Here is a 25,822-nt window from a genome sequence, read left to right as displayed (position 1 = left end):
GCGGCTCCCGTCGTTTTGTTGATTGACAGTATACTTACGATCTAGGTAGCGTCAATGTGCGAACAAGAACGAAACGGGAGGTTTCCGATGAAGCTGCACGGCTATTTCCGCTCCAGCGCCGCCTACCGGGTAAGGATCGCGCTAAATCTCAAGGGTCTCGGTGCCGAGCACCTGCCGCATCATCTTCGCAAGGGCGAGCAATGCGCGCCCGCCTATCTCGCCATCAATCCGCAGGGCCTGGTGCCCGCGCTGGAGAACGATGCGGGCGCAGTGCTGACCCAATCGCTCGCCATCATCGAATGGCTCGACGAAACCCATCCCAACCCGCCGCTGCTGCCGCAGGATGCGTTGCAGCGCGCCAAGGTGAGGGCGTTCGCGTTGGCGATCGCCTGCGACACTCACCCCGTGCAGAATCTGAAAGTGCTGGCGCGGCTACGCGAGCTCGGCCTTGCCGAGGAGAAGGTTCAGGACTGGGCGGCCTGGGTCAACCGCGAGGGGCTCGCGGCCTGCGAGACGCTGATCAGAAACGAGTCAGGCCCGTTCTGCTTCGGGGAAGCACCGACGCTCGCCGATCTCTGCCTCGTGCCGCAGCTCGCCAATGCCCGCCGGTTCGGCGTCGAGGTTTCCGCCTATCCGCGCCTGCTTAAAGCGGAAGCTGCGGCCAAGGCGCTGCCGGCGTTCGTCAACGCCGCGCCGGAGAAGCAGCCCGATGCCGAGTAAGCCCGCCCCTCCAATCACGATAGATGCGGTCTATACCGCGCCGGGCTATCTGTTCCGGCGCATGCAGCAGATCGCGGTCTCGATCTTCATGGAGGAGTGCAAGGCGTTCGACCTCACGCCGGTGCAATACGCAGCGCTGATCGCGATCCACACCCATCCCGGCATCGACGCGACGCGGCTGTCCGCGGTGATCGCCTTCGACCGCTCCACGCTCGGCAGCGTGATCGAGCGGCTTCAGGCCAAGGATTTCGTCGAGCGCAGGCCGGCGCCGGAAGACAAGCGGATCAAGCTGCTCTATTTGACCAAATCAGGCGCGGCGATCCTGCGCGACATCATTCCCGCCGTCGAACGCGCCCAGATGCGGATGCTCGAGCCGCTCAAGCCTGCGGACCGCAAGGCGTTGATGGGGCTCCTGGTGCAGCTCGTCGATCTCAACAACGAGGCATCGCGGGTGCCGCTCCGGGCGGAGGACGCGCTGGAGCATCTGGGGAAGACGGGGTGAGGGGCGGGCGTCAAATACCGCCGTCGTCCCGGCGAAGGCCGGGACCCATAACCACCGAGTTTGGTTTGGCGAAGTTAGGTGGTGACCAGCTCGCGCCAATAACTCCCACTCGGCGTATGGGTCCCGGCCTTCGCCGGGACGACAGCGAGAGTGTGGCTCACATCCGCAACAGCGCCTGCCGGTCGATCTTCCCTGTCCCCGTCTTCGGCAGCTCGTCGATGAAGATCACCTCACGCGGATATTTGTAGGGAAGCAGCTTGCCTTTCACGTAATCCTGCAGCCTGCGGGTCGTCTCGCTCTGATCCGCCGCGCGGCTGTTCATCACCACGACTGCCTTCAGCGTCATGCGCCGATCCGGCAGCTCGGCAGCGAACACTGCGCATTCGCGGATGTCCGGATGGTCGGCGAGGCACAGCTCGACCTCGAGCGGGTAGACCCACTGGCCGGAGATCTTGATGAGGTCGTCGGCGCGGCCGCGGAAGAAGTGAAAGCCGTCGGCATCGCGGACGAAGCGGTCGCCGGTGTAGATCCAGCCGCCTTCGCGGATGGTCTCGACGGATTTGTCCGGCCGGTTCCAGTACAGCGGCGTGTTGGAATCGCCGCGCACCCACAAGATGCCTTCCGCGTCGTCGGCGACATCGCGGCCGTCCTTGTCGCGCAGCGCGACCTCGTAGCCGGGCACACGCAAGCCGGCGGCGCCGAGCTTCTTCCGCTCGGGGCGATTGGAGAGATAGATGTGCAGCACCTCGGTCGAGCCGAGGCCTTCGACGATCTCGAGACCGGTGAGCGTCTTCCAGCCGTTGAAGACGTCGGCCGAGAGCACCTCTGCGGCTGAGAGCGCCATGCGCAGCGACGAGAAGTCGGTCTGGTCGGCACCCTCGGCCCTGGTCAGCGACGTATAAAGCGTCGGCAGGCCGAAGAAGACCGTCGGCTTGTACTGCTCGATCGCCGCGAAGATCGCCGCGGGCTTCGGCTGGCCCGGCAACAGCAGCGTCGTCGCGCCCGCCGAGAACGGGAAGGTGATCGCGTTGCCAAAGCCATAGGCGAAGAAGATTTTCGGCACCGAGAAGCAGATGTCGTCCGGCGTCAGCTTCAAGACGTTCTGCGCAAAGGCGACTTCGCTATAGGCCATGTCGTGCTGGAGATGCACGATGCCTTTGGGCCGGCCAGTCGATCCGGACGAGTACATCCAGAACGCCATCTCGTTGCGATGCGTATCGGCTTCCGCGAGTTCGGCCGAGAATTGCGGGAGCCAGCCGGCGGCAGAGACGGCGTTCGGTGCTGCGTGATCGCCCACCGCGCCATTGACGACGATTAGCGTGCGCAGGCTCGTGTCCTTGCAGGCCTCAGTGTTGAACCGTGCACAGAACTCGGCATCCGCCACCGCAACAGCCGCGCCGGAATCGGCGAGATAGAATTGCAGCAGATCCGGCGGCGTCAGCGTATTGATCAGCAGCGGCACGAAGCCGGCGCGCACCGCGCCGAAGAACGCGGCCGGATAGGCCGGGGTATCATCGAGGAACAGCAGCACGCGATCGCCGCGCGCCAGGCCCAGCGAGGCAAGGCCGTTGCCCCAGCGGCAAGCCTCTGAGCAGAGTTCCGCGTAGGTGCGCGTACCCGCGGGGCCGATGAGCGCGAGCTTGTCGCCGCATCCTTTCGCGAGATTGTCGAACAGCACGCGGCTGGCATTGTAGGCCTGCGGAATGGCGAAGCCGATCTCGCGGGCACCCGCGCCGTCCGCGGGCACCTGGTCACGAATCTCGTTGCTCATGCCTCGTCCCCACCGTTCTTGGCGGCTTCGTAGCGCGCCATGAAGGCCGGCGACATCGCGCGCAGGCGGGAGTCATCGATGCGGCCGGAGCGGGTGATGTAGCTGTAGGCAAAGTCCATCAGGCCCTGCTGCATGTGCTGAGCAAAGTGCTCGTACCAGAAAGCGCTGGTCCGCGCGGCGTTGACGAGCTTCTGCACCACCGGCTTTCGTGCGGCCTGGTAGCGATGCAGGGCGGTCGAGAGATGGGCATCCGATTCCAGCGCCTTGACCAGCGCAATGGCGTCCTCGATCGCGAGCCGCGTGCCCGATCCGATCGAGAAATGCGCCGAGTGCAGGGCGTCACCGAGCAGCACCATGTTCTTGAACGACCAGTGCTCGTTCCAGACCCAGGGGAAGTTGCGCCAGACTGATTTGTTGGAGACCAGCGAGCGGCCGCCGAGCGTGTCGGCGAACACCTCCTCGCAGACACCCTTGGACTGCTCCACGTCCTTGTAGGCGAAACCGTAGGCCTGCCAGGTCGCGTGATCGCATTCGACCAGGAACGTGCTCATGGTCGGCGAGTAGCGGTAGTGGTGGGCGTTGAAGGCGCCGCGGTCGGTTTTGACGAAGGTCTGCGACAGCGTGTCGAAGCGCTTCGAGGTGCCGTACCAGACGAACTTGTTGGAGGAGTAGGACAGCGAGGTGCCGAAATCGCCCTCGAAGGCGCGGCGTACCAGCGAGTTCAGCCCGTCGGCGGCGACGATCAGATCGTGCCCGTTGAGCTGGTCAATCGCATGAATCGGCGTATCGAAGCGCGGGGTGACGCCGGCATCGAGCGCGCGCTGCTGCAGGAATCGCAAGAGCTCGAGCCGGCCGATCGAGGAGAAGCCGACACCGTCGATGGCGACGCTGTCGCCGCTCAGGTTCAGCGTGATGTTCTCCCAGCTCTCCATGTGCGGCGCGATCGCGTCGACCGTCTCGGGGTCGTCGGCACGCAGGAATTCCAGGGCCTGGTCCGAGAACACGACGCCAAAGCCCCAGGTCGCGTCGGCCGGGTTCTGTTCGAACAGCTCGACCTGATCCTCGGGGTGACGCTTCTTCCAGAGATAGGCGAAGTAGAGCCCACCGGGCCCCCCGCCAATCACGGCGATCCGCAACGTCTGTCCTCCCTGATTGACAGTATACTTACTATCTAGGGGTAGACTAATGTGCTCCGGCTTCCCGCGCCAGCGGAATTATCGGCGAAGCGCGCGGCACGCCGAAGCTCATGTCCGGACGCGCGTTTGGCGCGCGTCCGAAGCAGTGACCTCGCGAAGCATAGCCAAACCGCGCCGGCTTGGCCATCCGCCCCGTCAGACGCAGCGCTTCACGTAAACCCCGTCCACCAGCAGCCTGGTACAGCGGACCACCGGATCGCACGCCTCTCTAGCGTGCAGCGAACGGCGCCAGCACGTCCTTGCAGGCGGGCGACAACGACGCGGCGTTGCTGGCAACGCATTGGATGATCCGACCGCCACCTGGCGCCACGCTGCCGCACAGCGTGCGGACATCCTCGCGACATGCGGACTGGACGATGAACAGCTCTTCGCGTGGCCGCAGCGGGCGCAGCACGATCACGGCGGGCGCGGCCGCCGGTGCTGCTGCCGCCGCAGGAGCCGCGCCCGCAGGTGCTGCCGTTGCTGCCGCGCCACCGCCCCCGGCCGCGGCGGTCACGGCCTTCTCGCAGGCCGGCGAAACCTTTGCCTTGTTCTTCTCCAGGCATTCGAGTGCGGGCGCGCCGCCCGGCGGGACGCTGGCGCACACCTTGGGATAATCGGCGCGACACGCGCTCTTGACGGCAGCGACCTGAGCGCTGCTTGGCTGTTTGGCTGCAGCGGCCTTGGGCGCGGCAGCGGCAGCGGGCTTTGCGGCGGGAGCGGATTCAGCCTTCGGTGCGGCAGGCGCGGCCTCCGCCTTGGGTGGAGCCTCTTTGGGTGCAGCCTCGGTCTTCGGTGCAGCTTCGGTCTTCGGCGCCGCAGCAGGCTCGACCGCGCGAACCGCGGTTTGGCATCCCGATGACAGGCCCGACATGTTCTTCTGCAAACATTGATACGCTTCCACACCGCCCGGCGTGACGCTCGCGCAGTGCGCCATGAAATCCGAGCGGCATGCGGAGCGGATCGCGCTCTTCTGCGCCTCGGTCGGTGCTTGTGCGAACGCGCCTGCTGCAGTTGCGAAGAGAGCCGCCGCCAGCAACGTCCCGCGTGCCGACGCATGTTTCAACATGTTGAACATCTGAGTGAATTCCCGCCCTGTCGGTAACGCCGACAATTTTTCAAATGTGATGCAAACAATCGTCGCGGGTGATGCCGCGCGCGGCATCATTGGCCGCCGCGACCTCTACCGCAAGTAGATATTGGCTTTGCAATTGCGACCTAACTACGTCGTCAGAGCTTGACCATCCGCTTGCCGCGGTTGTCGCCCGCCAGCAATCCGATCAGTGCCTTCGGCGTGTTCTCGAGGCCGTCGATGATGTCCTCCTGCACCTTCAGCTTGCCGGATGTGACCCAGGCCTGGAGGTCGGCGAGCGCACGCTGGCTCTCTTTCATGTAGTCCATCACGATGAAGCCCTGCATGACGAGCCGCTTCACCACGATCAGGCCGGGCACGCCGCGCGGGCCGTGTGCCGAGGGCGCGCCGTCATATTGCGAGATCGCGCCGCAGCAGGCGATGCGGCCGTAATTGTTCATCTGCGGCAGGCAGGCTTCGAGAATGTCGCCGCCGACATTGTCGAAATAGACGTCGATGCCCTTCGGAGCCGCCGCGCGTAACGCCTTGAACACCGCGCCGTCCTTGTAGTCGACGGCGGCATCGAAGCCGAGCTCGGAGGTCAGCCAGCTGCACTTGTCGGCGCCGCCGGCGATGCCGACCACGCGGCATCCCTTGATCTTCGCGATCTGCCCGACGATCGAGCCGACCGAGCCTGCGGCCGCGGAGACCACGACGGTCTCGCCCTCCTTGGGCTTGCCGATCTCCAGCAGGCCGAAATAGGCCGTGAGGCCGGCAATGCCGAACACGCTCAGCAGATGCGTCATCGGCTCGAGCTTCGGCATCTTGGTGAGATGCTTGGCAGGGACTGCCGCCAACTCCTGCCAGCCGGTGTCGCCGAACACGAGGTCGCCCGGCGCTAGCCCCGGCGCCTTTGAGCTGACGACCTCGGCGATGGCGCCGCCGGCCATCACGCTGTTGGCTTCGACTGCTGAGCGATAGGTCGCGCCGTGCATCCAGGCGCGGTTGGCGGCGTCGAGCGAGATGTATCGCACGCGCAGCAAGGCCTCGCCGTCCTTCGGCTCGGGTACTGCACCTTCGACCAGCTTGAAGTGCTCGGGGCCGAGCTTGCCGCTGGGCTTTTCCACCAGAAGAATCTGACGATTGACGCTGCCGCTCATGATGTTTCCCCTCGGTCGTCTGACGATTATTGATGCAGCTGCCGCAAGAAAAACGTGCAAGCCGCATTCGTTGTGCGCTGCATGAAGCTAGATCGCGGGCGCCAGTTGCGCAACGGGAACATCCGCTCCGGCGATCGCACGCCAAGCGTGTTGCGTCATCGTCATATCTGCGACATCATGAAGCGGTCGGTGTAGCGGGGGTGTTCAATGTCGAACAGGTTTACGCAATTTATTCTGGTGGCGATGGTGCTGGGCATCATCATGGGCGCGGCGATCTACAATTTCCTGCCCGACACACGGGGCGACTGGGCCTCGTCCATCAACCTGATCGCCGTGATTTTCCTGCGCCTGATCAAGATGATCATCGCGCCGCTGGTGTTTGCGACCCTGGTCGGCGGCATTGCTCATATGGGTTCGGGCTCCAAGCTTGGCCGCATCTTCGCCAAGACCATGGGCTGGTTCGTCAGCGCCTCTTTCGTCTCGCTGATGCTCGGCCTCGTGATGGTCAATCTGCTCCAGCCCGGCGCGAACTTCCCCGGTACGTTGCCTGACAAGGCGCAGTCGACCGGCCTGCCGGTTTCCGCCTTCTCGATCGAAAAATTCCTGACCCATCTGATCCCGACCTCTATCGCGGATGCGATGGCGCAGAACGAGATCCTGCAGATCGTGATCTTTGCCGTGTTCTTCTCGGTGGCGATGGGCTCGATGCCCGAGCGCTCCAAGCCGATCCTGGCGCTGATCGACGACATCGGCCACATCATGCTCAAGGTGACGGGCTATGTGATGCTGTTCGCGCCGTTCGCGGTCTGGGCCGCCATCACCGCGACGGTTGCCAAGAACGGCCTGCTGGTGCTCTGGAAGCTCATCGTCTTCATGGGCGGCTTCTATCTCTCGCTCGCGCTGCTGTGGGGCATCCTGGTGGTCGTGGGCTTCATCGTGATCGGGCCGCGCTACGCCCATCTGCTGAAGCTGATCCGCGAGCCGCTGATGATCGCGTTCTCCACCGCGAGTTCCGAAGCGGCCTATCCGAAAACCCTGGAGGGGCTGAACAAGTTCGGCGCCTCGTCGCGGATCTCGAGCTTCGTGCTGCCGCTCGGCTATTCCTTCAATCTCGACGGCACGATGATGTACTGCACCTTCGCGAGCGTCTTCATCGCGCAGAGCTACCACATCGACATGCCGCTCGGCACCCAGCTCGCCATGCTGGCAACGCTGATGATCACCTCGAAGGGCGTCGCCGGCGTGCCGCGCGCCTCCCTCGTGGTCATCGCCTCGACGCTGTCGCAGTTCGGCATCCCCGAGGCCGGGCTGTTGATGATCATGGGCATCGACACCTTCCTCGACATGGGCCGCAGCGCCACCAACGTGATCGGCAACACGCTCGCGACCTCGGTCGTGGCCAAGTGGGAAGGCGAGCTCGGGCCCGAGCACGAGCTTGGAGCGGGCGATGCCGTGCCGGGGGACATGATCCCCGGCGAAGTGCCTGCGATGGCCGGCCATTGATCGGAGTGCATCATGCGCCTTTCAATGGCGATATCGGGCGGCTTGTTTTTGGCAGCGTGCCAGCTGGCCACGGGTGCCTCCGCCCAGACCGGTGGCAGCGAAGGGCTTAGCCCGACGCTGTCAGCGATCAAGACCGCGCACACCGTGCGGCTCGGCTATCGCGAGAGCTCGCCGCCGTTCTCCTTCCTCGATCAGGCCAACCGGCCGATCGGCTACAGCCTCGAGCTTTGCGAGGCCATCGTCGAGGAGATCGGCGTCGAGGTCGACGATCCCAATCTCAAGATCGCTTACGTCAAGGTCACCTCGGATGACCGCATCGACGCCGTGCTCCAGAACAAGATCGACCTGGAATGCGGCTCGACCACGGCCAATGCCGAGCGCGCCAAGCGCGTCGCCTTCTCGCCGCTGATGTTCGTTGCCGGCACCAAACTGATGGTGCCGAAGGCGTCCAGCGTCCAGTCAGTGGCTGATCTGAAGGGCAAGACCATCGTGGTGACGAAGGGCACCACCAACGAGCAGGCGATCCAGGCGGCCGACAAGAAGTCCTCGTTGGGACTGACCATCGTTGTCGGTGCTGATCACGAACAGTCGTACCAGATGCTCGTCGACGGCAAAGCCGATGCGTTTGCGACCGACGACATCCTGCTGTCCAGCCTGATCGTGCGCCACAAGGCTCAGGACAAGTTCCGCGTCACCGGCGATTACCTGTCCTACGACCCCTACGGCATCATGTTCCGCAAGGGCGAGCCGCAACTGACGGCCGTGGTCGATCGCACCTTCCGCAAGCTCGGCTCCAACCACGACCTCGTTCCGCTCTACAACAAATGGTTCACCGCAAGGCTTCCGACCGGCGAACGGCTGAACGTGCCGATCTCGCTGCAGCTGGAGGAAGCCTTCAAGGCGATGGACGATTCTGCGAGCGCGAATAACTAGTGCCTGTGCGACGAGCGCCGCTGCGCCCTTTCCCTTTACAAGGGAGAGGGCCTGGCAACGATCAGCGCGTGCTCACGCGCCTGCGGGCACCTGGTCCAGAAATCCCGTGATGCTCCTGATACGGCCGTCCTTCAGCACGGCGAAATCCGTCCCCTTGATCGGGCTGTCGATGCCCTCGGGACCAAGGCCCCAACTGAAGCGGACATGGTCGCCGTAGCCGTTGGGCTCGCCGATCAGCTTGAACTTGAAATCGGGAAAGCGCTGCTGCACGCCTGCGATCAGCGCATCGACGCCGTCATGGCCGTCGCCCTTCATCAGGGGATCGACATAGCTCGCATCCGCCGTCCAGTTCTGGCTCAGCAGTTCGCGCCGGCGGCCGGCTGCACGTTCGTTCCAGAGATCGATGTAGCGGCGGGCGATGGTGATGGGGTCGGTCATTGTAGTCTCCTTCGATGGCGCCGTGTCGTTCGGCTGACCTGACTATCGAAGGTTCACGCGCGCTGATCGATTACCTCTGAGGTCATCAGCGCGCGTAAATTTTCCGCGGTTACTTCGCCGCAGTGACCATGATCTCGACGGTGTATTGTGCTGCCGCGAGCTTGGCTTCGACGGTGGCGCGCGCCGGCGTGTTGCCGGGCGAGACCCAGGCGTCCCACACCGCGTTCATCTCGCCAAACGTCTTCATGTCGGTGATGTAGATCGTGGCCGAGAGCAGCTTCGACTTGTCGGTGCCCGCTTTGGCGAGATGGCTGTCGATGGTCGCCAGGATGTCCTGGGTCTGCTTCGTCACGCTTTCGCCGGCGGCGTTGTTGGCGACGACACCGGCGAGATAGACGGTGTTGCCGTGCACGACGACCTGGCTCATGCGCGGGCCGGTTTCAAGACGCTGAATGCTCATTGGGAGTCTCCTTTGAATGGCGGCCCTGTCTAGCGCAGCGGCCTGCCCTGTGCCACCCCAGGCAAGCATGCGTTGCCGGGGACGCATGCGTCGCGCTTCAAGGAAACTGGCCGAAGAACGTCCAGATCGTCTCGGCGGCGTCGATGTCGCCGTTCTGCGATCCCAGCAAGCTGGCGGCGACCTTCGGGAAACGCGCATCCGGAGAAAATCCGGGCATGCGGTGACCGCCTTGATTGATGCGATAAAGCACGACGTCGTGCCCTCCAGGACAGCGCGAGGAGATCCGTGTCACCGTGGACTGGTCTGCGGGCGCCCTGTCGGGCAAATCGGTTATGTCGGAATTGTCGGTCTCGCAGCCGTTGAGCTTGCGCCAGAACGCAAGCGTCTCGTCGGTGGACCAGAATCCGTCTGCGGCATAATAGCTCGATCCGCGGCCGCCCTCGTAGGGGACCAGCGGATCGGCCGTGCCGTTCATCAGCAGCATCGGTAGCGGCCGCGACGGATGGCACGTGACTGCGGCCTCATCGGTGAGGTTCATGCTCACGCTCGCGGCGGCAGCAAACAGATCGGCGCGGGCGCAGACCAGCGTCATTGCCATGGCGCCGCCATTGGAGATGCCGGTGACATAGACGCGGCGAGGGTCGGCGGTGCCGTTCGCCACCAGCTTCTCGACGAGCTTTGCGATGAAGGCGACGTCGTCGGTGCCCGCGGGCGGGCCACGGAGCGCCGGTCCCGCCTTGGTCCTCGCATCGGCCCAGGCGTGGTTGAGGCCATCGGGAAAGACCACCGCAAACCCTTCGCGCTTTGCGACCTGCGGCCACGCCGTCCGCGTCATCATGTCGGCGCCGCGCTGGGTCTTGCCATGCAGCACGACGACGAGCGGCACGAGCCGCTTCGCCGGCAATTGCACAGTGTAGGACCGCTTCACGCCGTCGACGTCGATCGTATCGGCGGACGCAGCCGAGGCGGCGGCCAATGCCGCAACAAACGCCGCGATGCGCAGCCGCCACCGCATGTCTAGCCCACGGCCTTCGCCGCGGCGCGGCCCGCATTGCGGCCCGAGAACAGGCAGCCGCCGAGGAACGTGCCTTCCAGCGAACGATAGCCGTGCACGCCGCCGCCACCGAAGCCGGCGGCCTCGCCCGCTGCATACAGACCAGGGATGACGCTGCCCTCCTCGCCGAACACGCGCGAAGAGAGGTCGGTCTCGAAACCGCCCAGCGTCTTGCGCGTGAGGATGTTGAGCTTGACCGCGATCAGCGGCCCTTGCGCGGGATCGAGGATGCGGTGCGGGGAGGCGGTGCGGATCAGCCTGTCGCCGATATAGCGCCGCGCATTGTGGATGTTCATCACCTGCGCATCCTTGACGTAAGGATTGGCGATCTCACGGTCGCGCGCCTCGATCTGCATCCTGATGTGCTCGAGCTTGAGGAGGTCGCTGCCGGCCAGCTTGTTCATGGCCGCAACGAGGTCCTCGATCTTGTCGCGCACGATGAAGTCGACACCATGGCTTTTGAACGCTTCCACGGGCGCCGGTGCGCCCTTGTTGGTGGCGCGCTTGATCGTCATGCGCCAGCTCTTGCCGGTGAGGTCGGGGTTCTGCTCCGAGCCCGACAGCGCAAACTCCTTCTTGATGATGCTCTGGGTCAGGATGAACCAGGAATAATCGTAGCCGGTGGACATGATGTATTGGAGCTGGCCGAGCGTGTCGGAGCCGGGAAACAACGGCGCCGGCAGGCGCGTGCCGGTGGCGTCGAACCACATCGAGGAGGGGCCGGGCAGGATGCGGATGCCGTGGCGCGGCCAGATCGGTGACCAGTTCTGGATGCCTTCGACATAATGCCACATGCGGTCGCGGTTGATCAGGCGCGCGCCTGCTTTCTCGGTGATGCCGATCATGCGGCCGTCGACATGCTCGGGCACGCCGGAGATCATGAATTTCGGCGGCGCGCCGAGCCGCTTCGGCCAGTTCTGCCGCACCAGCTCGTGATTGCCGCCAATGCCGCCGGACGCCACGATCACGGCTTGGGCCTTCAACGCGAACTCGCCGACGATTTTGCGCGATGAGCTCTTGCCGCGCTCGACATTATCCGGGGCGAGAATGGCACCGCTGACGCCATCCACCGTACCGTTGGTGATCGAGAGCGCGTCGACGCGATGGCGGAACCGAAAGCTCAGCCGGCCGCTCCTGACGGCCTCGCGCGCACGGCGCTCGAACGGCTCGATGATGCCGGGCCCGGTGCCCCAGGTGACATGAAAGCGCGGCACCGAATTGCCGTGGCCCATTGCGTCATAGCCGCCGCGCTCGGCCCATCCGACCACGGGGAAGATGCGATGTCCCATCGCACGCAGCCACGCGCGCTTCTCGCCGGCCGCGAACGCCACATAAGCCTCGGCCCATTGCCGTGGCCAGAAATCCTCGTCACGGTCGAAGCCGGCGGTGCCAAGCCAGTCCTGCATCGCAAGGTCGAAGGAATCCTTGATGCCGAGTCGTCGCTGCTCCGGCGAATCGACCAGGAACAATCCGCCGAACGACCAGAACGCCTGGCCGCCGAGCGACTGCTCGCCCTCCTGGTCGACCACGATCACGCGCTTGCCGGCGTCCGCGATCTCGGTTGCGGCCACGAGGCCCGACAGTCCTGCGCCGACAACGATGACGTCAGTCTCTTCAGTCATCTGTTCGGCCATATGTTTCCCCCTTCATGTGTTTCCCCCTCCACAGGTTCCCCCCTGTAGTTGCCCGGATTGAAGCCGGCGGTTGCAACTGAGATCAAGAGGACGGCGCGCAAGACATCGTTAACTTGTTCCACTTCGGGAAAAAGACCGGCTGAGTGCAGCGCCGGCGCAACACTGGATTTGAATTTGTTTTGAGCGAGCCGGCATGCCTAGACAAAACCGCGGTTACGACGGACCCTAGCAGGGCATCACCACCTGACACACAGATTCGAATTCGACTGGGGCGGGGGCCAATGAAGTTTCTGACGGGGTTGCTTGCGGCGGTTCTCCTGATCGCGAGCATGGGCGCTTCTCACGCGGTGGTTCGGATCGCGGATGACCGCGGTGGCCGGATCGGAACCTACGTCGACAAATACCAGGACCTGCGGCAGTCGGGCGACACCGTCATCATCGACGGTCTCTGCGCCTCTGCCTGCACCATCGTCCTCGGCGCCATCCCGCCTGACCGCATCTGCGTGACGTCGCACGCGACACTGGGCTTCCACGCCGCGTGGGATTTCGGCAGCAACGGTCGCGCGGTCACCAATACCGAAGCGACCCAGATGCTCTATGCGATGTATCCCTCGCAGGTGAAACGCTGGATCAATCAGCGCGGCGGCCTCACCCCGCACATGCTCTTCCTGAAGGGCAGGCAGCTCCAGGCCATGTACAAGCCCTGCTACCTCGACGCGCAGGCCTCGGCCAATAAGCCGTCGCCGCGGTAGGCCGCAGTCGGTCGTTTTCAGAGCTGATCTCTATCCTTCGTCATGGCCGGGCTTGTCCCGGCCATCCACGTTTTTGGCCCGAGCGAGAAGTACGTGGATGCCCGGGTCTTCGCCTCGCCGGAGCGGCTTCGGCCGCGCAGGCGGGACAAGCCCGGGCATGACGGAGATCCTCCGCACCAATTGATCTCCGGCCGCCTACCGCGCTTGCCCGGCCCCGCCCCAACGCCTATTTGAGAGCCAAGGGAACCCTTCACCCCGATCGTTGTCATGGCTCAACCACTGCACCCCGCCCATCCTGTATCGGACAATTCGCCCACTGCCGGCCGGATGCCGTTCGTGCTGCTGTTGGCGGGTGCTGGCGTCGGCGGCCTGGTCGTGCTCGGCGTGCTCGCGCTCTGGTTCCACTACGGCAGCCAGGTGTTCTTCGAAATGATCAGGACCGGTTTCGCCGCCTGCTTCTGATCCCGCGACAGGAAGTTTTCCGCCCATGAGCTCCGCCGCCCGTCCCCTGGTGATCGCGACAGCCTTCGCCGCAAGCCTCATCCTCGGGCTGCTGATCGTATTCTGGGCCATGGGCGGGGTCAGCAAGGTGGCGCAGCCGGCCGCGATCGGTGGCCCGTTCCAGCTCACCGACCAGAACGGCAAGGCCGTCACCGACAAGAACCTCAAGGGCAAGCCGACCCTGATCTTCTTCGGCTACACCCATTGCCCCGACGTCTGCCCGACCTCGTTGTTCGAGATCTCGGAAGTGCTGCGCGCGTTGGGCAAGGACGCCGACAAGGTCAATGCGGTCTTCATCTCGGTCGATCCCGAGCGCGACACGCCGGCGGCGATGAAGGACTATCTGTCGAGCTTCGATCCGCACCTCGAGGGGCTGAGCGGCGATCCTGCCGAAACCGCCAAGGTGATCACCTCCTATCGGGTCTACGCCAAGAAGGTCCCGACCAAGGACGGCGACTACACCATGGACCACACCGCGCTGATCTATCTGATGGACCGCGACGGCCGCTTCGTCTCGCCATTCAACCTGAAGCGCACGCCGGAAGAAGCCGCGGTGGACTTGAAGCGGTATCTGTAGGCTCCCTATTGGCCGCAATACGCGCTCGCGTTCCCGGCCGGATGGGCTATAAGGCCCTCCGATCCCAACGAAAATCGTTCATTTTCAGCCGATGGCCCCATCGCAACAGGCGAAATCGTCCAAATCCGCCCGTGGCTTGCTGACCGGGCTGGTCGTCGGCGTCTGCCTGCTCGCTGCTGCGCCACGCGCGCAGGCGCAGGCCCCGGCCAAGCAGCCCCCAACGGCGCCGCAAGCCTCACCCCAGGTCGCGCCGCAAGCCGCCCCGCAGGCGGTGCCGGGCTTCTGGGACCCGCGGCGGCGGCCGGAGCGGCCGGATTTGTCGCGCCTGACCGTGATCCGTTTCCTGACCGAGACTGACTATCCGCCGTTCAACTATACCGGCGCCGACGGCAATCCGGCCGGCTTCAACGTCGATTTCGCACGCAGCCTGTGCGAGGAGATCAAGGTCACCTGCACGGTGCAGATGCGCCGCTTCGAGACGCTGGTCGATGCGCTCGCCTCCAACCGCGGCGACGCCATCATCGCCTCAATGGCGGTGAGCCCGCAGCTGCGCGCCCGGGTCGACTTCACCGACCCCTATTACCGCGTGCCGGCGCGCTTCGCTTCGCGCAAGGACGCGGTGATGCCGGAGATCCGGCCCGAATATCTCGAGGGCAAGAAAGTCGGCGTCATCGCCGGCTCCGCGCATGAAGCCTATCTCAAAGCGATGTTCACCGACGCCGAGCTGCACCCCTATCCCAACGACGACGCCATGCGCGGCGCCTTGCGCAAGGGCGAGGTCGATTTCATCTTCGGCGACGCCATCGCGCTCGCGTTCTGGATCAACGGCACCGATTCCGGCGATTGCTGCGCCTTCTCCGGCGGTCCCTTCGTCGAAAGCCGTTTCTTCGGCGAAGGCATCGGCATCGCCGTGCGCAAGGGCAACGACGTGCTGCGCCAGGCCCTGAACTGGGCGATGTTCCGCGTCTGGGAAAAGGGCCGCTACACGGATCTGTGGCTGCGGTATTTCTCGGTGAGCCCGTTCTAGTTTCGCTGCCTGCTCTGCCGTCATTGCAAGGAGCCCTTTCGACGAAGCAATCCAGGCTGTTTCCGCAGTGGCAGTCTGGATTACTTCGCTTCGCTCGCAATGACGGCGCGGTGGCAGTACCCCGCAAAATTGCATTCTGCCTGGAAATCGCTATTTTCCGCGCCCCGGAGGCCCTTAGATGTCCGTTGTCGATCTTGCCGCGAACCCGAGCGATCTGCGTGCGCTCGCCGAACAATCCAACGCCTGGCCGTTCGAGCAGGCGAAGGCCATTGTCGCGCGGCTGAAGAAAAGCCCGAAGGACGAGGTGCTGTTCGAGACCGGCTATGGGCCATCAGGCCTGCCGCATATCGGCACCTTCGGCGAGGTCGCGCGCACCTCGATGGTGCGGCACGCATTTCATGTGCTGACCGAGAACAAGATCAAGACGCGCCTGCTCGCGTTCTCCGACGACATGGACGGGTTTCGGAAAGTGCCCGACAACGTCCCCAACAAGGAGATGCTGGCCGCGCATCTCGGCAAGCCGCTGACGCGCGTGCCGGATCCGTTCTCCAACGAGTACCCGTCGTTCGGGCACCACAACAATGCGCGGCTGCGCGCCTTCCTCGATCATTTCGGCTTCGACTACGAATTTGCGAGCTCGACCGACTATTATACGTCCGGCCGTTTCGACGCGACGCTGCTTAAAATGCTCGCGGCCTACGACAAGGTGATGGCGATCATCCTGCCGACGCTCGGACCCGATCGCCGCGCGACCTATTCGCCGTTCCTCCCCATCAGCAAGACCACGGGTGTCGTGCTGCAGGTGCCGATGATCCGCCGCGACGTAGCGGCCGGCACGGTGACCTATCTCGATCCCGATACCAACCAGGAAGTCGAGACGCCGGTCACCGGCGGCAACGTCAAGTGCCAATGGAAGGCCGACTGGGCGATGCGCTGGGTCGCGCTCGGCGTCGATTACGAGATGGCGGGCAAGGATCTGATCGACTCGGTCAAACTCTCCGGTGCGATCGCGAGGGCGCTCGGTGCCACGCCGCCGGAGGGCTTCAACTACGAGCTCTTCCTCGACGACAAGGGCCAGAAGATCTCGAAGTCGAAGGGCAATGGGCTGACCATCGACGAATGGCTGCGCTACGCCTCGCCGGAATCGCTGTCGCTGTTCATGTACCGCGAGCCGAAGGCGGCCAAGCGGCTGTATTTCGACGTCATCCCGCGCAATGTCGACGACTACCAGCAGTTCATCGACGGCTTTGCCAAGCAGGACGCCAAGCAGCAGCTCGGCAATCCGGTCTGGCATGTCCACAGCGGCCATCCGCCGAAGTTCGACATGCCCGTCACGTTCCAGCTCTTGCTGACGCTGGTGTCGTCGTCGAATGCGGAGAACGCCGAGACGCTGTGGGGTTTCATTGGCCGCTATCGGCCCGGCGTGAGCCCGCAGACGCATCCCAAGCTCGATGCGATGGTCGGCTATGCCATCAATTATTATCGCGACTTCGTCGCGCCGACGAAGACGTTCCGCGAACCGACCGAGACCGAGCGCGCGGCGCTGCAGGATTTGCGGGATGCATTATCGCAGCTGCCGCAAGACGCCTCGGCCGAGGACATCCAGAACGTCGTCTACGAGATCGGCCGCCGCGAGCCGTTCCTCGACCAGGTCAAGAAGGGCAAGGACGGCCGTCCCGGCGTGACACTCGACTGGTTCAACATGCTCTACCAGGTGCTGCTCGGCCAGGAAAAGGGCCCGCGCTTCGGCTCCTTTGTCGCGGTGTATGGCGTGCAGAACGCAGTGAAGATGATCGACGGCGCGCTGGCGCGGAGTGCGTGACGCGACAACTTCCGTTCTAGCGACCTCGTAGCCCGGATGAGCGAAGCGATATCCGGGACCGTCGGTGCGGCTAGCTAGCAAAAACCCCGGATGTCGCTTCGCTCATCCGGGCTACAACCTTCAGCCCCCGCTCAGATCGACCGCAGCACGTAGCGACGGTTGTCCTTCTGCACCGGGCGCGCGTTCATCGGATAGAGCTTTGCGAACGCGGCGACATCGGTGGCCGACACCTGGATCGGGTTGGTCAGCAGCAGCCATTCGACCACTTCTGAGCAGGGTGGCGTCGTCAGCGAGCCGGGATAGCGGAAGTAGCTGAGCTTCGTGGGCAGCATGGCGTGGGGATCGATGGTCGTATCTGCCTTCACGGCGGGGCCTTCCGCGGCCGGCATGGTCTTGACGATCTTGCCGAAGGCCGGGTTCGGCCTGCCCTCGGCCATCAGCACGCCGACCACGGCGAGCCCGCCGGCCTCGTTGCGATGGACGAAATGTGCCTCCATCGGAAAATTCTTGCCGCCGATCATGTGCTCGCTCGGCCGGTGGAAATGCACCTGGAGCAGCTTGTATTTGACATCGCCGAGCGTGAGCGTGCTGCCCTCGGTGAAGTTGAGCTGGATCGTGTGCCCGTTGTTGACGATGGTGTCGGCGCTCTTGCCCCAGTTCAGCTTCAGCGCGGGCAATTGCGATTTGACCGTCGCCTCGATGTCGATCGGCGATTGTTGCAGGCCGACCGCGCAGGCCTTGTTGGCCGCGTCGAGATCGCCCCATTTGGCGCCGGCGCCTTCGTAGCTCCAATGCGCACCTTCGGCGGCGAAGGCCGGCTTGCAGAGCGGACAAAGCGCAAGACCCGCGAGGGCCTTCAATGCGTGACGGCGATTCATCATATTCCCCCTGACATGAATTTGCACGGCAATGAGTGGCGGCAACCTATGCGAGAGAGATGATGAGTCGCAAGGCTGCCCGCGGCGAATGCGGCGCGGCTGACGTCATCGCCCGGTCACGACGCCAGGCGAGACGCGATCACTGGCTCGCCCACACGATCCGCGCGATCCAGCCGACCTCGCTCGCCGCCATCCTGCGTTCGGCCTGAGAGGTATCGAGCGGCTGCAACTCCAGAGCTTTTGCCGTGCGGCGCTTCAGCGTCGTCACCGTCACCTCGCCCGCCTTGGTCCTCACCACCACGCGATCCCCTTTGCGGATCGGCGCGCCGGGGGCGACCAGGATGATGTCGCCGTCGCGATAGGCGGGCGCAAGCGCTTCGCCGGAAATCTGCAGCGCGAAGCTGTGGTTGCCCTCGACGTCGGGAAGGGCAAACTTGGTCCAGCCCTTGCCGGTGGGAAAGCCGGACTCGTCGAAGGCGCCGCTCGCGCCGGCCAGCGCGAAGCCGAGCAGCGGCACCGAGCGGCCGCCGCCTGCCTCGTCGGCGACCAGCCTTGCAAAAATGTCGATCGACGAATCTGCGGCCGCCAGCGCTTTCGCGATCGATTCGGTCGAGGGCCAGCGCTCGCGGCCATCGGAGGTGACGCGCTTGGACTTGTTGAAGGTGGTGGGATCGAGCCCGGCGCGCTTGGCGAGGCCGGACGGCGACAGGCCGGCATGCGCCGCCAGCCGATCCAGCGCGCCCCAGATCTGGTCGTGGGTGAGCATCCTCTGCGCTTTGGCCTGCTTGACCATGGAAGGTCCAGCCCGTCGCAACTCAGGAAAACTATCCTCAAATCAATCGGTTTTCCGTTTTCGGTGCAAGAGGCGGCGTCTAAGTCTTGAGTTCGGCAGGGGTGGCCTTTACGGTCCCGCCCGGGATTTAACGACCCACGAGAGACGAAAATCCCCAGGAGACTCAAAGAGCTGTCTCCACGGGCAAACAGGACTGCGTAAGCGGTGGTCAAGATCTACAAAATCTGTCCGGCCTCGGCCTGGCGTGAGGCGGAACGGCAGGGTGTCTACCGCGGCAGCGCGGACGATTCGCGCGACGGATTCATCCATTTCTCGACCGCCGCCCAGGTTCCCGAGACCCTGCAGAAGCATTATGTCGGGCAGCGCGCGCTGTTCCTGGTCGAGGTCGACGGCGATGCGCTCGGCAGCGCATTGCGCTGGGAGCGTTCGCGCAATGAGGAGCTGTTTCCGCATCTCTATGGCGAGCTCGATCTCGGCGCTGTGCTTGCGGTGATCAACCTCAACACGCGCTCCGACGGCGGCCACGACGTTCCGGAGCTTGCCCCGTGATCCGCGCTTTCGACGCTCTCTCGCTGCCGGTGTTGCGTTGGCTCGATCCGGAGGATGCGCATCGCCTCGCGATCCAGGGCCTGCGCTTCCTGCCGCCGGGCAAGCCGCACGCTGACGATCCCAAGCTTGCGGTGCGTGCGTTCGGGCTCAACTTCCCCAATCCGATCGGCATGGCCGCGGGTTTCGACAAGAGCGCCGAAGTGCCGGATGCGCTGCTGCGGCTCGGCTTCGGCTTCATCGAGATCGGCTCGGTGACGCCGAAACCGCAAAGCGGCAATCCGCGGCCGCGGCTGTTTCGTCTGGAGCGCGACGAGGCCGTGATCAACCGCATGGGTTTCAACAATGACGGCGCGGAGACCGCCCTGCGCCGGCTCGCGGCGCGCGCGCAGCACGGCGGCATCGTCGGCGTCAATGTCGGCGCCAACAAGGATTCGCCCGATCGGGTCAACGATTACGTCAAGCTGATCGAGACCTTTGCGCCGGTCGCGAGCTATTTCACCGTCAACGTCTCCTCGCCGAACACGCCGGGCCTGCGCAATCTGCAGGAAGGCGCGCTGCTCGACGATCTCCTCGCCAGGGTGATCGACGCGCGTCAGCGGGTGCGCGAGAGCGCCGGCGACACGCCGGTGCTGCTCAAGATCGCGCCGGATCTGAGCCTCGCCCAGCTCGACGACGTCGTCCAGGTCGCGCGCTCGCGACGGGTCGACGGCATGATCGTGTCGAACACCACGATCGCGCGGCCGAGCACGCTGCGCGAGGAGATGCGCGCCAAGGAGCAGGGCGGCCTGTCCGGCCGGCCGCTGTTCCGACTGTCGACGCGGATGGTCGCCGAGACCTATGTGCGCGTCGAGGGCGCATTCCCCCTGATCGGCGTCGGCGGCGTGGACTCGGGCGGTGCCGCGCTGACGAAAATCCGCGCTGGCGCGAGCCTGATCCAGCTCTATTCCTCGCTGGTCTACAAGGGCCTCGGCCTCGTCGACGAGATCAAGCGCGACCTCACCTCGACCCTATTGCGCACCGGGCGGGATTCTCTCTCCGAGATCGTCGGCTCCGACGCCGCCACGCTGACGGCGGAAGCCTGGCCGGGGATGTAGGGTTTTCTTCACCTCGCCCCGCTTGCGGGGAGAGGTCGGATTGCATCGAAGATGCAATCCGGGTGAGGGGCACTCTCCGCGAGTCCCACTCTCACCGTTCCTGCCGAGACTCCCCCTCATCCCGACCTTCTCCCCGCAAGCGGGGAGAAGGAGAAGAAAGAAACGTCTTCCTGTACAGCGCCGGATAGCGCGCGGCCTGCAAGCCGCCGCGCGAGACGTAGGAGGCGATCAGCGCGCTCCACAGCCCGGCATTGCCGAACGATTGCAGCGCCCACCATGTGGCGAGGAAGATCGCGAGCGAAGCCAGCATCAGATTGCGCATCTCGCGCGCCCAGGTCGCGCCGATATAGATGCCGTCGAAGCCGAAGGCGAACACGCCGGGAATGGGCGCAAGCACGACGAACGGCAGGAATTCCCGGGCGCCGCGACGGACGGCTTCGCTCGCCGTCATGACATCGATCAAGTTCGGCCCGAACAGCGCGAACAGCGCGGACACGACCAGCGCGAAGCCGAGCCCCCATAGCAGCACCAGCCGGGTCGAATCCGCAAATCCCCTGGCGTCGCGTGCGCCGAGCGTACGGCCGCAAAGCTGCTGGGCTGCGTTGGCCAGACCATCGAGGAAGAAGGCGCTGACCAGCAGAAAATTGTTGAGCACGGAATTGGCGGCCAGCGTGACGTCGCCGGCCCGCGCGCCCTTGGCGGTGAAAAACAGAAACACGGCGATCAGCGCCGCGGTGCGGATCAGGATGTCGGAATTCACCGCCAGCAGCCGCATCAGCTTGGCCCGGTCGAACAGCTCTGCGTATGGCACCGCGAACCCGCCGTCCGCATAGCGGCGGCAGACGATCATGCCGAGCCCGAATCCGGCCGCTTCAGACAGCAGTGCGGCGATCGCAGCACCCGCGATGCCGGTGTCGTAGACCAGCACCAGCAGGATCGTCGCCGCCGCGTTTACGACATTGATGACGACCTGGAGCGCGAGCGCCGGATTGGCGCGGGCCTGGCCGACCAGCCAGCCGAGGATGACGTAGTTGGCGAGCGCGAGCGGCGCCGACCAGATCCGGATCACGAAGTAGGTTTTCGCCGCGCGCGTAACGCCTTCGCTGCCGCCCATCAGGTCGAACAGTATTGCCGCCAGCGGCAGTTGCAGCGCGATCAGGGCTACGCCGATCAGGCCCGCGACGATGAAGCCGCGCACCAGGATCGCGGTCAGCTCGCGCGTCTCGCCGGCGCCGAGCGCCTGCGCCGTGAAGGCGAGCGTGCTCATGCGCAGGAAGCCGAATAGCCAGAACAGGCAATCGAAGATGACGGACGCGATGGCGACGCCGCCGAGCAGCGCGGCATCGTCCAGCCGTCCGATCGCGGTGGTCGAGACCACACCGATCAGCGGCGTGGTGAGGTTCGCGACCATCGCGGGGCCTGCGATGGCGAAGACCTGACGGGAACCGATCTTCAAGTGAACGGGTGCGTGCATGTCAGAACACGAGCACCATGCCGTCTTCGGCGGCGAGATGGGCGATGTCGTCGAGGCGCGACAGCACGTCTTCGCTCATATGGGTGAGCACGAGGCGTTTTGCGCCGATTTCGGGAAGATGCTGTTCCAAGGTCTTCAGGCTGAGGTGATTCTTGACCACCCTCTCGTACATATAGGCTTCGGCGATGAAAAGGTCCGCGCCATGCGCCAGCGGAATGAGCGCCTCCGTCCATTCGGTATCGGCGCTGTAGGCCAGCGTGCGGCCTTCCGCTTCGATGCGATAGGCGAGGAACGGTCCGCCGGATTCGCCGTGCACGACGGGATAGGGCATCACCGTCACCGCGCCGAAGCTTTGGCTCTGCTCGGGCGCGAGCTCGATGACCGTCTGCTCGAAGCGCTGTTTCGTCTTCGAGGAATGCTCGAACAGAGCCTCCATCACCGCACGCAGCCGCATCTCGATGCCTTTGGGGCCGGCGATCGTGAGCGGCCGCGTCCGCCGCGAGAACTGCGCGTCGAGCAGAACAAACGGCAGCCCGGCAAAATGGTCGCCGTGGAAATGCGTGATCAGGATGAGATCGATCTCATTGCGGTCGATCTCGAGCCGCTTCAGCGCCGGCAAAGCCGACGCGCCGCAATCGATCAGGAAGTTGGCCTCGCGCCCCGAGACGTGGAAGCAGGTGTTGAGCCTGCCGCCCGATCCGAAGGCGTCGCCGCAGCCGACAAAGCGCAATTGCATCGGCTGCGGACCTCCAAAACCTTACCGGCCGCGCGGCGTGCCGAAAACACGCATTAGCAGCCAGATCGGGATCACGATGACTGCGCCGAGCAGGAAATAGCGCCACAGCCAGTTCACGGTATCGAAGCCGAGATCCCACAAGCGCTGGAACAAGAGGCGAATGCTGTAGATGATATTCCAGGGATCGAAACCGATCGCCGCCAGCACGACGCCGACGAGGATCGAGAGCAGCACCAGGCGAAACGCGACCGCCAGCGGCGAGCCGCCGAGAAAGCGGTGCAGGCCGTCACTGCGGCCGGCCGGCAAATCTCTGACGTCTTGGACCATCTCAAACTCCTCAGCGGATTCGGCCCCAGTATAGGGCACGGCGGGGGACATGGGGAACCCGCAACGGTGCGTCAATCGGCTTACGGGATTTTAATTCGGGCAAGCACACGCCCGGGGCTTCTTAAGCCTCAATCTCCGCCGCCTCCGCTTTCAGCATCTTTTCCAGCGTTTCCAGCCGGTCGGCTTCCCGCGGCGGCTTGTCCCAGCGCAGCCGGCTGATGCGGGGGAAGCGCATCGCGACGCCGGATTTGTGTCGCGGCGAACGCTGCAGCCCCTCGAAGGCGACCTCCAGCACCAGCCCCTTGTCCGGCTCGTGCACGACGTGGCGGACGGGGCCGAATTTTTCGGTGGTATTGCGACGCACGAAGCGGTCGATCTGGAGCAGCTCCTCGTCGGTGAAGCCGAAATAGGCTTTTCCGACTGGCACCAGTTCGTCACTGCCCGCGCCTGCGGTCCAGACGCCGAAGGTGTAGTCGGAATAGTAGGACGAGCGTTTGCCGTGGCCGCGCTGCGCATACATCAGCACGGCGTCGATGATGTGCGGATCGCGCTTCCACTTCCACCACTGTCCCTTCGGACGTCCCGGCAGATAGGGTGCATCGCGCCGCTTCAGCATCACGCCTTCGACGGCGTCCGCGTCTTCGCCCGCACCGGCGCTCGCGGGATCGGCGCGTGCGGCGGTCAGCGCCTCCCAGCTTGCGAAGGCGACGGTGGGCGAGAGATCGATGCGGGAATCGTCGAGCTTGCCGATGAAGGTCTCCAGCCGTTCGCGGCGCTCCGCGAACTGTAGCTCGCGCAAATCATTCTCGTCGTCGCCGAGCAGATCGTAGGCGCGCAGATGAATCGGAAACTCCTTGATCAGCTTCGGAGACACGACCTTGCGGTTGAGCCGCTGTTGCAGAACATTGAAACTCTGCACGCGCCCTTCGCGCAGGATCAGAAGCTCGCCGTCGATGGCGCCTGGTAGCCGCAAGGACGGGACCAGGTCCGGAAAGCTGCCGGTGATGTCCTCTCCGGTGCGCGAATAGAGCCGCGCCGTGATGTGGCCGTGCTCGTCGCGGCCGGCGACCGCCTGCACGCGGATGCCGTCCCATTTCCATTCGGCGATGTAGTCGGCGGGGTCGAGCGCGGCGAAATCGGCGTCTTCGATCGCGTGCGCCAGCATCACGGGGCGGAACGGCGCGGGATCGCGATTGACCGGCTTGTCGCCGCGGCCTTCCAGCCAGGCGAACAGGTCGAGATAGGGCGGCGCGAGACCGGGCCAGATCAGCTCGACCTCATGCGGGTCCTTGTCACCGAGCGCCGCGGCCGCGGTCTTGGCCAGGCGCGCGGAGATGCCGATGCGCAAAGCGCCAGTGACGAGCTTCAACAACGCCCAGCGGCCGGTCTCGTCCAGCTCGTCGAGCCAGCGTTCGAGCTGCTTCGGCAGCTCCGTCTTGCCGAGCGTGCGCAGCGTGGTGACGACCTCGGTGAGCGTCGGGGGCGGTGGGTTGTTGTGGACACCCACGGCCTTCGGCCACATCAGCGCGATCGTCTCGGAGAGATCGCCCACATAGTCCCAGGATAGGCCGAACAAGACCGGGTCAGTTCGCTGGGCGATAAGATCGCGCAGCAGAGAAGGTTTGGCGTGCTTGAAGCTCAGCGCGCCGGTCAGCGCGGCCAGCGCGTAGCCGCGATCAGGGTCGGAAACCTCGCGAAAATAGCTCGTGATCAGCCGCAGCTTGTTGTTGCGGCCGGGCTCGTAGGCGAGGCGGTCGAGAAGTTCGGCGAAGCGGTTCATGCTTCGGCCTCGTCAGCGAGCGGCGTCTCGGTCTCCTCCTCGTCGCCATAGCCGACCAGATCGAGCGGCCGAGCCCGCAAACCCTTGCTTTGGCACCAGTGCACCAACGCGTCTTCCTGGCCGTGGGTGACCCAGATCTCGCCGGCGCCGGTCGCGGCGATCGTGGCGGTGAGGCCGTCCCAATCGGCGTGATCCGAGATCACCAGCGGCAGCTCGATGCCGCGTTGCCGCGCGCGGGCGCGCACCCGCATCCAGCCGGAGGCGAATGCCGTGACGGGATCGGGAAACCGCCGGGTCCAGAGATCGGACGTCGCTGAGGGCGGCGCCAGCGTGATGGTGCCGGCAAGCGCCGCCTTCTTGACGCCCTTCACCGGCCGCAACTCACCGAGCTCGATCCCGCGGCTCTGATAGTAATGCGTGATCTTCTCCATCGCGCCATGCAGATAGATCGGCGCGTCGTAGCCGGCTTGGCGCAGCAGCGCGATCACGCGTTGCGCCTTGCCGAGCGAATAGGCGCCGACGAGATGCGCGCGCTCCGGAAACAGCGCGACCGAAGCCAGCAGCTTCTTGACCTCGTCGGCCGCATCGCCATGGCGAAACACCGGCAGACCGAACGTCGCCTCGGTGATGAAGACGTCGCAGGAGACCAGCTCGAACGGCGTGCAGGTCGGGTCGGGTGCATCCTTGTAGTCGCCGGAGGCGACGATGCAGGTGTCCTTGCAGCTGACCGCGACCTGCGCCGAACCGAGCACATGGCCGGCCGGGTGAAACTTCACGCTGACATCGCCGAGCCGGATCTCCTCGCCATAGCGGATCGCTTGCGTGGAGCCGGCAAAATTCTCGCCATAGCGCAGCCGCATCATGTCCAGCGTTTCCTGCGTCGCCAGCACTGCGCCATGGCCGGCGCGGGCATGGTCGGAATGGCCGTGGGTGATCACGGCCCGCTCGACCGGGCGGACAGGGTCGATATGGAAGCCGCCGGGCTTGCAGCATAGGCCGGCAGCAACTGGCAGCAGGATGTCTTGCGGACGCATGCCTGTTATATAGGTTGCGACCCCGCATCTTCGAGTCATCACCGCTTCGTTCCCTG

The 25,822-nt window shown here is 64.8% G+C and carries 26 protein-coding genes; 11 read left to right on the top strand and 15 right to left on the bottom strand.

The features are described 5' to 3' along the window. The first annotated feature begins 87 nt into the window (after positions 1-87). Both maiA and AC0L3U_RS17665 read left to right on the top strand, forming a co-directional pair. A complete protein-coding gene (gene maiA / locus AC0L3U_RS17670; RefSeq protein WP_473362564.1) occupies positions 88-720 on the top strand; it encodes a maleylacetoacetate isomerase in 633 nt (210 codons plus the stop codon). Beyond that, entirely contained in the window at positions 710-1,222 is a 513-nt protein-coding gene (locus AC0L3U_RS17665; protein WP_473362563.1) for a MarR family winged helix-turn-helix transcriptional regulator, read from the top strand. The genes maiA and AC0L3U_RS17665 overlap by 11 nt, the downstream gene beginning before the upstream one ends. A 157-nt stretch (positions 1,223-1,379) precedes the next feature. On the opposite strand, the gene AC0L3U_RS17660 is transcribed toward AC0L3U_RS17665, so the two are convergent. From AC0L3U_RS17660 to AC0L3U_RS17645, 4 genes are all read right to left on the bottom strand, one after another. Then, positions 1,380-2,993: a benzoate-CoA ligase family protein gene (locus AC0L3U_RS17660; RefSeq protein WP_473362562.1), complete on the bottom strand. Its 1,614-nt coding sequence runs from the start codon at positions 2,991-2,993 to the stop codon at positions 1,380-1,382. Next, positions 2,990-4,129, bottom strand: coding sequence for an FAD-dependent monooxygenase (locus AC0L3U_RS17655; RefSeq protein ID WP_473362561.1), 1,140 nt, complete (start codon positions 4,127-4,129; stop codon positions 2,990-2,992). The genes AC0L3U_RS17660 and AC0L3U_RS17655 overlap by 4 nt, the downstream gene beginning before the upstream one ends. 268 nt (positions 4,130-4,397) lie before the next feature. Continuing rightward, positions 4,398-5,246, bottom strand: a complete 849-nt coding sequence (locus AC0L3U_RS17650) for a hypothetical protein (protein WP_473362560.1) — start codon at positions 5,244-5,246, stop codon at positions 4,398-4,400. Between the two features lie 152 nt (positions 5,247-5,398). Then, complete coding sequence (locus AC0L3U_RS17645) at positions 5,399-6,400, bottom strand: NADP-dependent oxidoreductase (RefSeq protein ID WP_473362559.1); 1,002 nt, start codon at positions 6,398-6,400, stop codon at positions 5,399-5,401. A gap of 207 nt (positions 6,401-6,607) precedes the next feature. Here AC0L3U_RS17645 and AC0L3U_RS17640 point away from each other — a divergent pair, with 207 nt between their 5' ends. Both AC0L3U_RS17640 and AC0L3U_RS17635 read left to right on the top strand, forming a co-directional pair. Then, positions 6,608-7,903 (top strand): dicarboxylate/amino acid:cation symporter, encoded by a 1,296-nt coding sequence (locus tag AC0L3U_RS17640; RefSeq protein WP_473362558.1) that lies wholly within the window; start codon positions 6,608-6,610, stop codon positions 7,901-7,903. 12 nt (positions 7,904-7,915) lie between these two features. After that, positions 7,916-8,836 (top strand): amino acid ABC transporter substrate-binding protein, encoded by a 921-nt coding sequence (locus AC0L3U_RS17635; protein WP_473362557.1) that lies wholly within the window; start codon positions 7,916-7,918, stop codon positions 8,834-8,836. A 72-nt stretch (positions 8,837-8,908) separates the two neighbouring features. Here the strand turns inward: AC0L3U_RS17635 and AC0L3U_RS17630 are convergent, their stop codons facing one another. The 4 genes from AC0L3U_RS17630 to AC0L3U_RS17615 form a co-directional block, all read right to left on the bottom strand. Further along, entirely contained in the window at positions 8,909-9,274 is a 366-nt protein-coding gene (locus AC0L3U_RS17630; protein WP_063994233.1) for a nuclear transport factor 2 family protein, read from the bottom strand. A gap of 109 nt (positions 9,275-9,383) precedes the next feature. Then, entirely contained in the window at positions 9,384-9,734 is a 351-nt protein-coding gene (locus AC0L3U_RS17625) for a RidA family protein (protein ID WP_007599359.1), read from the bottom strand. Between the two features lie 97 nt (positions 9,735-9,831). Further along, positions 9,832-10,749 carry an extracellular catalytic domain type 1 short-chain-length polyhydroxyalkanoate depolymerase gene (locus tag AC0L3U_RS17620; RefSeq protein WP_473362556.1) on the bottom strand — a complete coding sequence of 306 codons (918 nt, stop codon included), beginning with the start codon at positions 10,747-10,749 and terminating at the stop codon, positions 9,832-9,834. Positions 10,750-10,751: 2 nt separating this feature from the next. Further along, positions 10,752-12,410 carry an FAD-binding dehydrogenase gene (locus AC0L3U_RS17615; RefSeq protein ID WP_473362654.1) on the bottom strand — a complete coding sequence of 553 codons (1,659 nt, stop codon included), beginning with the start codon at positions 12,408-12,410 and terminating at the stop codon, positions 10,752-10,754. A 293-nt stretch (positions 12,411-12,703) separates the two neighbouring features. Here AC0L3U_RS17615 and AC0L3U_RS17610 point away from each other — a divergent pair, with 293 nt between their 5' ends. The 5 genes from AC0L3U_RS17610 (at position 12,704) to AC0L3U_RS17590 (ending at position 17,101) form a co-directional block, all read left to right on the top strand. Further along, on the top strand, positions 12,704-13,174 hold the full coding sequence (locus AC0L3U_RS17610) for a Clp protease/crotonase-like domain-containing protein (RefSeq protein WP_027569999.1): 471 nt from the start codon (positions 12,704-12,706) through the stop codon (positions 13,172-13,174). A gap of 267 nt (positions 13,175-13,441) precedes the next feature. Next, entirely contained in the window at positions 13,442-13,636 is a 195-nt protein-coding gene (locus AC0L3U_RS17605) for a hypothetical protein (RefSeq protein ID WP_027570000.1), read from the top strand. 25 nt (positions 13,637-13,661) lie between these two features. Next, positions 13,662-14,252 carry an SCO family protein gene (locus AC0L3U_RS17600; RefSeq protein WP_247283115.1) on the top strand — a complete coding sequence of 197 codons (591 nt, stop codon included), beginning with the start codon at positions 13,662-13,664 and terminating at the stop codon, positions 14,250-14,252. A gap of 91 nt (positions 14,253-14,343) precedes the next feature. Next, positions 14,344-15,279, top strand: a complete 936-nt coding sequence (locus tag AC0L3U_RS17595) for a transporter substrate-binding domain-containing protein (protein WP_473362555.1) — start codon at positions 14,344-14,346, stop codon at positions 15,277-15,279. A gap of 178 nt (positions 15,280-15,457) precedes the next feature. Further along, a complete protein-coding gene (locus AC0L3U_RS17590) occupies positions 15,458-17,101 on the top strand; it encodes a lysine--tRNA ligase (RefSeq protein ID WP_473362554.1) in 1,644 nt (547 codons plus the stop codon). A 131-nt stretch (positions 17,102-17,232) separates the two neighbouring features. Here the strand turns inward: AC0L3U_RS17590 and AC0L3U_RS17585 are convergent, their stop codons facing one another. Together AC0L3U_RS17585 and AC0L3U_RS17580 are read right to left on the bottom strand one after the other, a co-directional pair. Continuing rightward, a complete protein-coding gene (locus tag AC0L3U_RS17585; protein ID WP_473362553.1) occupies positions 17,233-17,979 on the bottom strand; it encodes a carbonic anhydrase in 747 nt (248 codons plus the stop codon). 139 nt (positions 17,980-18,118) lie between these two features. Beyond that, positions 18,119-18,772, bottom strand: a complete 654-nt coding sequence (locus AC0L3U_RS17580; protein ID WP_473362552.1) for a S24 family peptidase — start codon at positions 18,770-18,772, stop codon at positions 18,119-18,121. Positions 18,773-18,976: 204 nt separating this feature from the next. Between AC0L3U_RS17580 and AC0L3U_RS17575 the strand changes: the two genes are divergently transcribed. Both AC0L3U_RS17575 and AC0L3U_RS17570 read left to right on the top strand, forming a co-directional pair. Beyond that, positions 18,977-19,321, top strand: a complete 345-nt coding sequence (locus tag AC0L3U_RS17575; RefSeq protein WP_027515237.1) for a DUF952 domain-containing protein — start codon at positions 18,977-18,979, stop codon at positions 19,319-19,321. Next, the gene (locus tag AC0L3U_RS17570; protein WP_473362551.1) at positions 19,318-20,415 is read left to right on the top strand and encodes a quinone-dependent dihydroorotate dehydrogenase; all 1,098 of its coding nucleotides are present in this window, start codon (positions 19,318-19,320) and stop codon (positions 20,413-20,415) included. The genes AC0L3U_RS17575 and AC0L3U_RS17570 overlap by 4 nt, the downstream gene beginning before the upstream one ends. Before the next feature lie 91 nt (positions 20,416-20,506). Here AC0L3U_RS17570 and AC0L3U_RS17565 read toward each other — a convergent pair whose 3' ends face one another. The 5 genes from AC0L3U_RS17565 to AC0L3U_RS17545 all read right to left on the bottom strand — a co-directional run bounded on the left by AC0L3U_RS17565 (position 20,507) and on the right by AC0L3U_RS17545 (position 25,766). Continuing rightward, complete coding sequence (locus AC0L3U_RS17565) at positions 20,507-21,889, bottom strand: MATE family efflux transporter (RefSeq protein WP_473362550.1); 1,383 nt, start codon at positions 21,887-21,889, stop codon at positions 20,507-20,509. Position 21,890: 1 nt separating this feature from the next. Further along, entirely contained in the window at positions 21,891-22,625 is a 735-nt protein-coding gene (locus tag AC0L3U_RS17560) for an MBL fold metallo-hydrolase (RefSeq protein ID WP_473362549.1), read from the bottom strand. Between the two features lie 21 nt (positions 22,626-22,646). Next, a complete protein-coding gene (locus AC0L3U_RS17555; protein WP_473362548.1) occupies positions 22,647-22,952 on the bottom strand; it encodes a DUF6460 domain-containing protein in 306 nt (101 codons plus the stop codon). Positions 22,953-23,073: 121 nt separating this feature from the next. Further along, the gene (locus AC0L3U_RS17550; protein WP_473362547.1) at positions 23,074-24,732 is read right to left on the bottom strand and encodes a cisplatin damage response ATP-dependent DNA ligase; all 1,659 of its coding nucleotides are present in this window, start codon (positions 24,730-24,732) and stop codon (positions 23,074-23,076) included. Continuing rightward, positions 24,729-25,766, bottom strand: a complete 1,038-nt coding sequence (locus AC0L3U_RS17545) for a ligase-associated DNA damage response exonuclease (RefSeq protein WP_473362653.1) — start codon at positions 25,764-25,766, stop codon at positions 24,729-24,731. Before AC0L3U_RS17545 ends, AC0L3U_RS17550 begins: the two co-directional genes overlap by 4 nt. Between the last annotated feature and the right edge of the window lie 56 nt (positions 25,767-25,822).

It is taken from the genome of Bradyrhizobium sp. Kon69 (assembly GCF_055807515.1).
The sequence above is the reverse complement of the archived record's forward strand: the minus strand, read 5'-3'. Positions and strand labels throughout refer to the sequence as shown.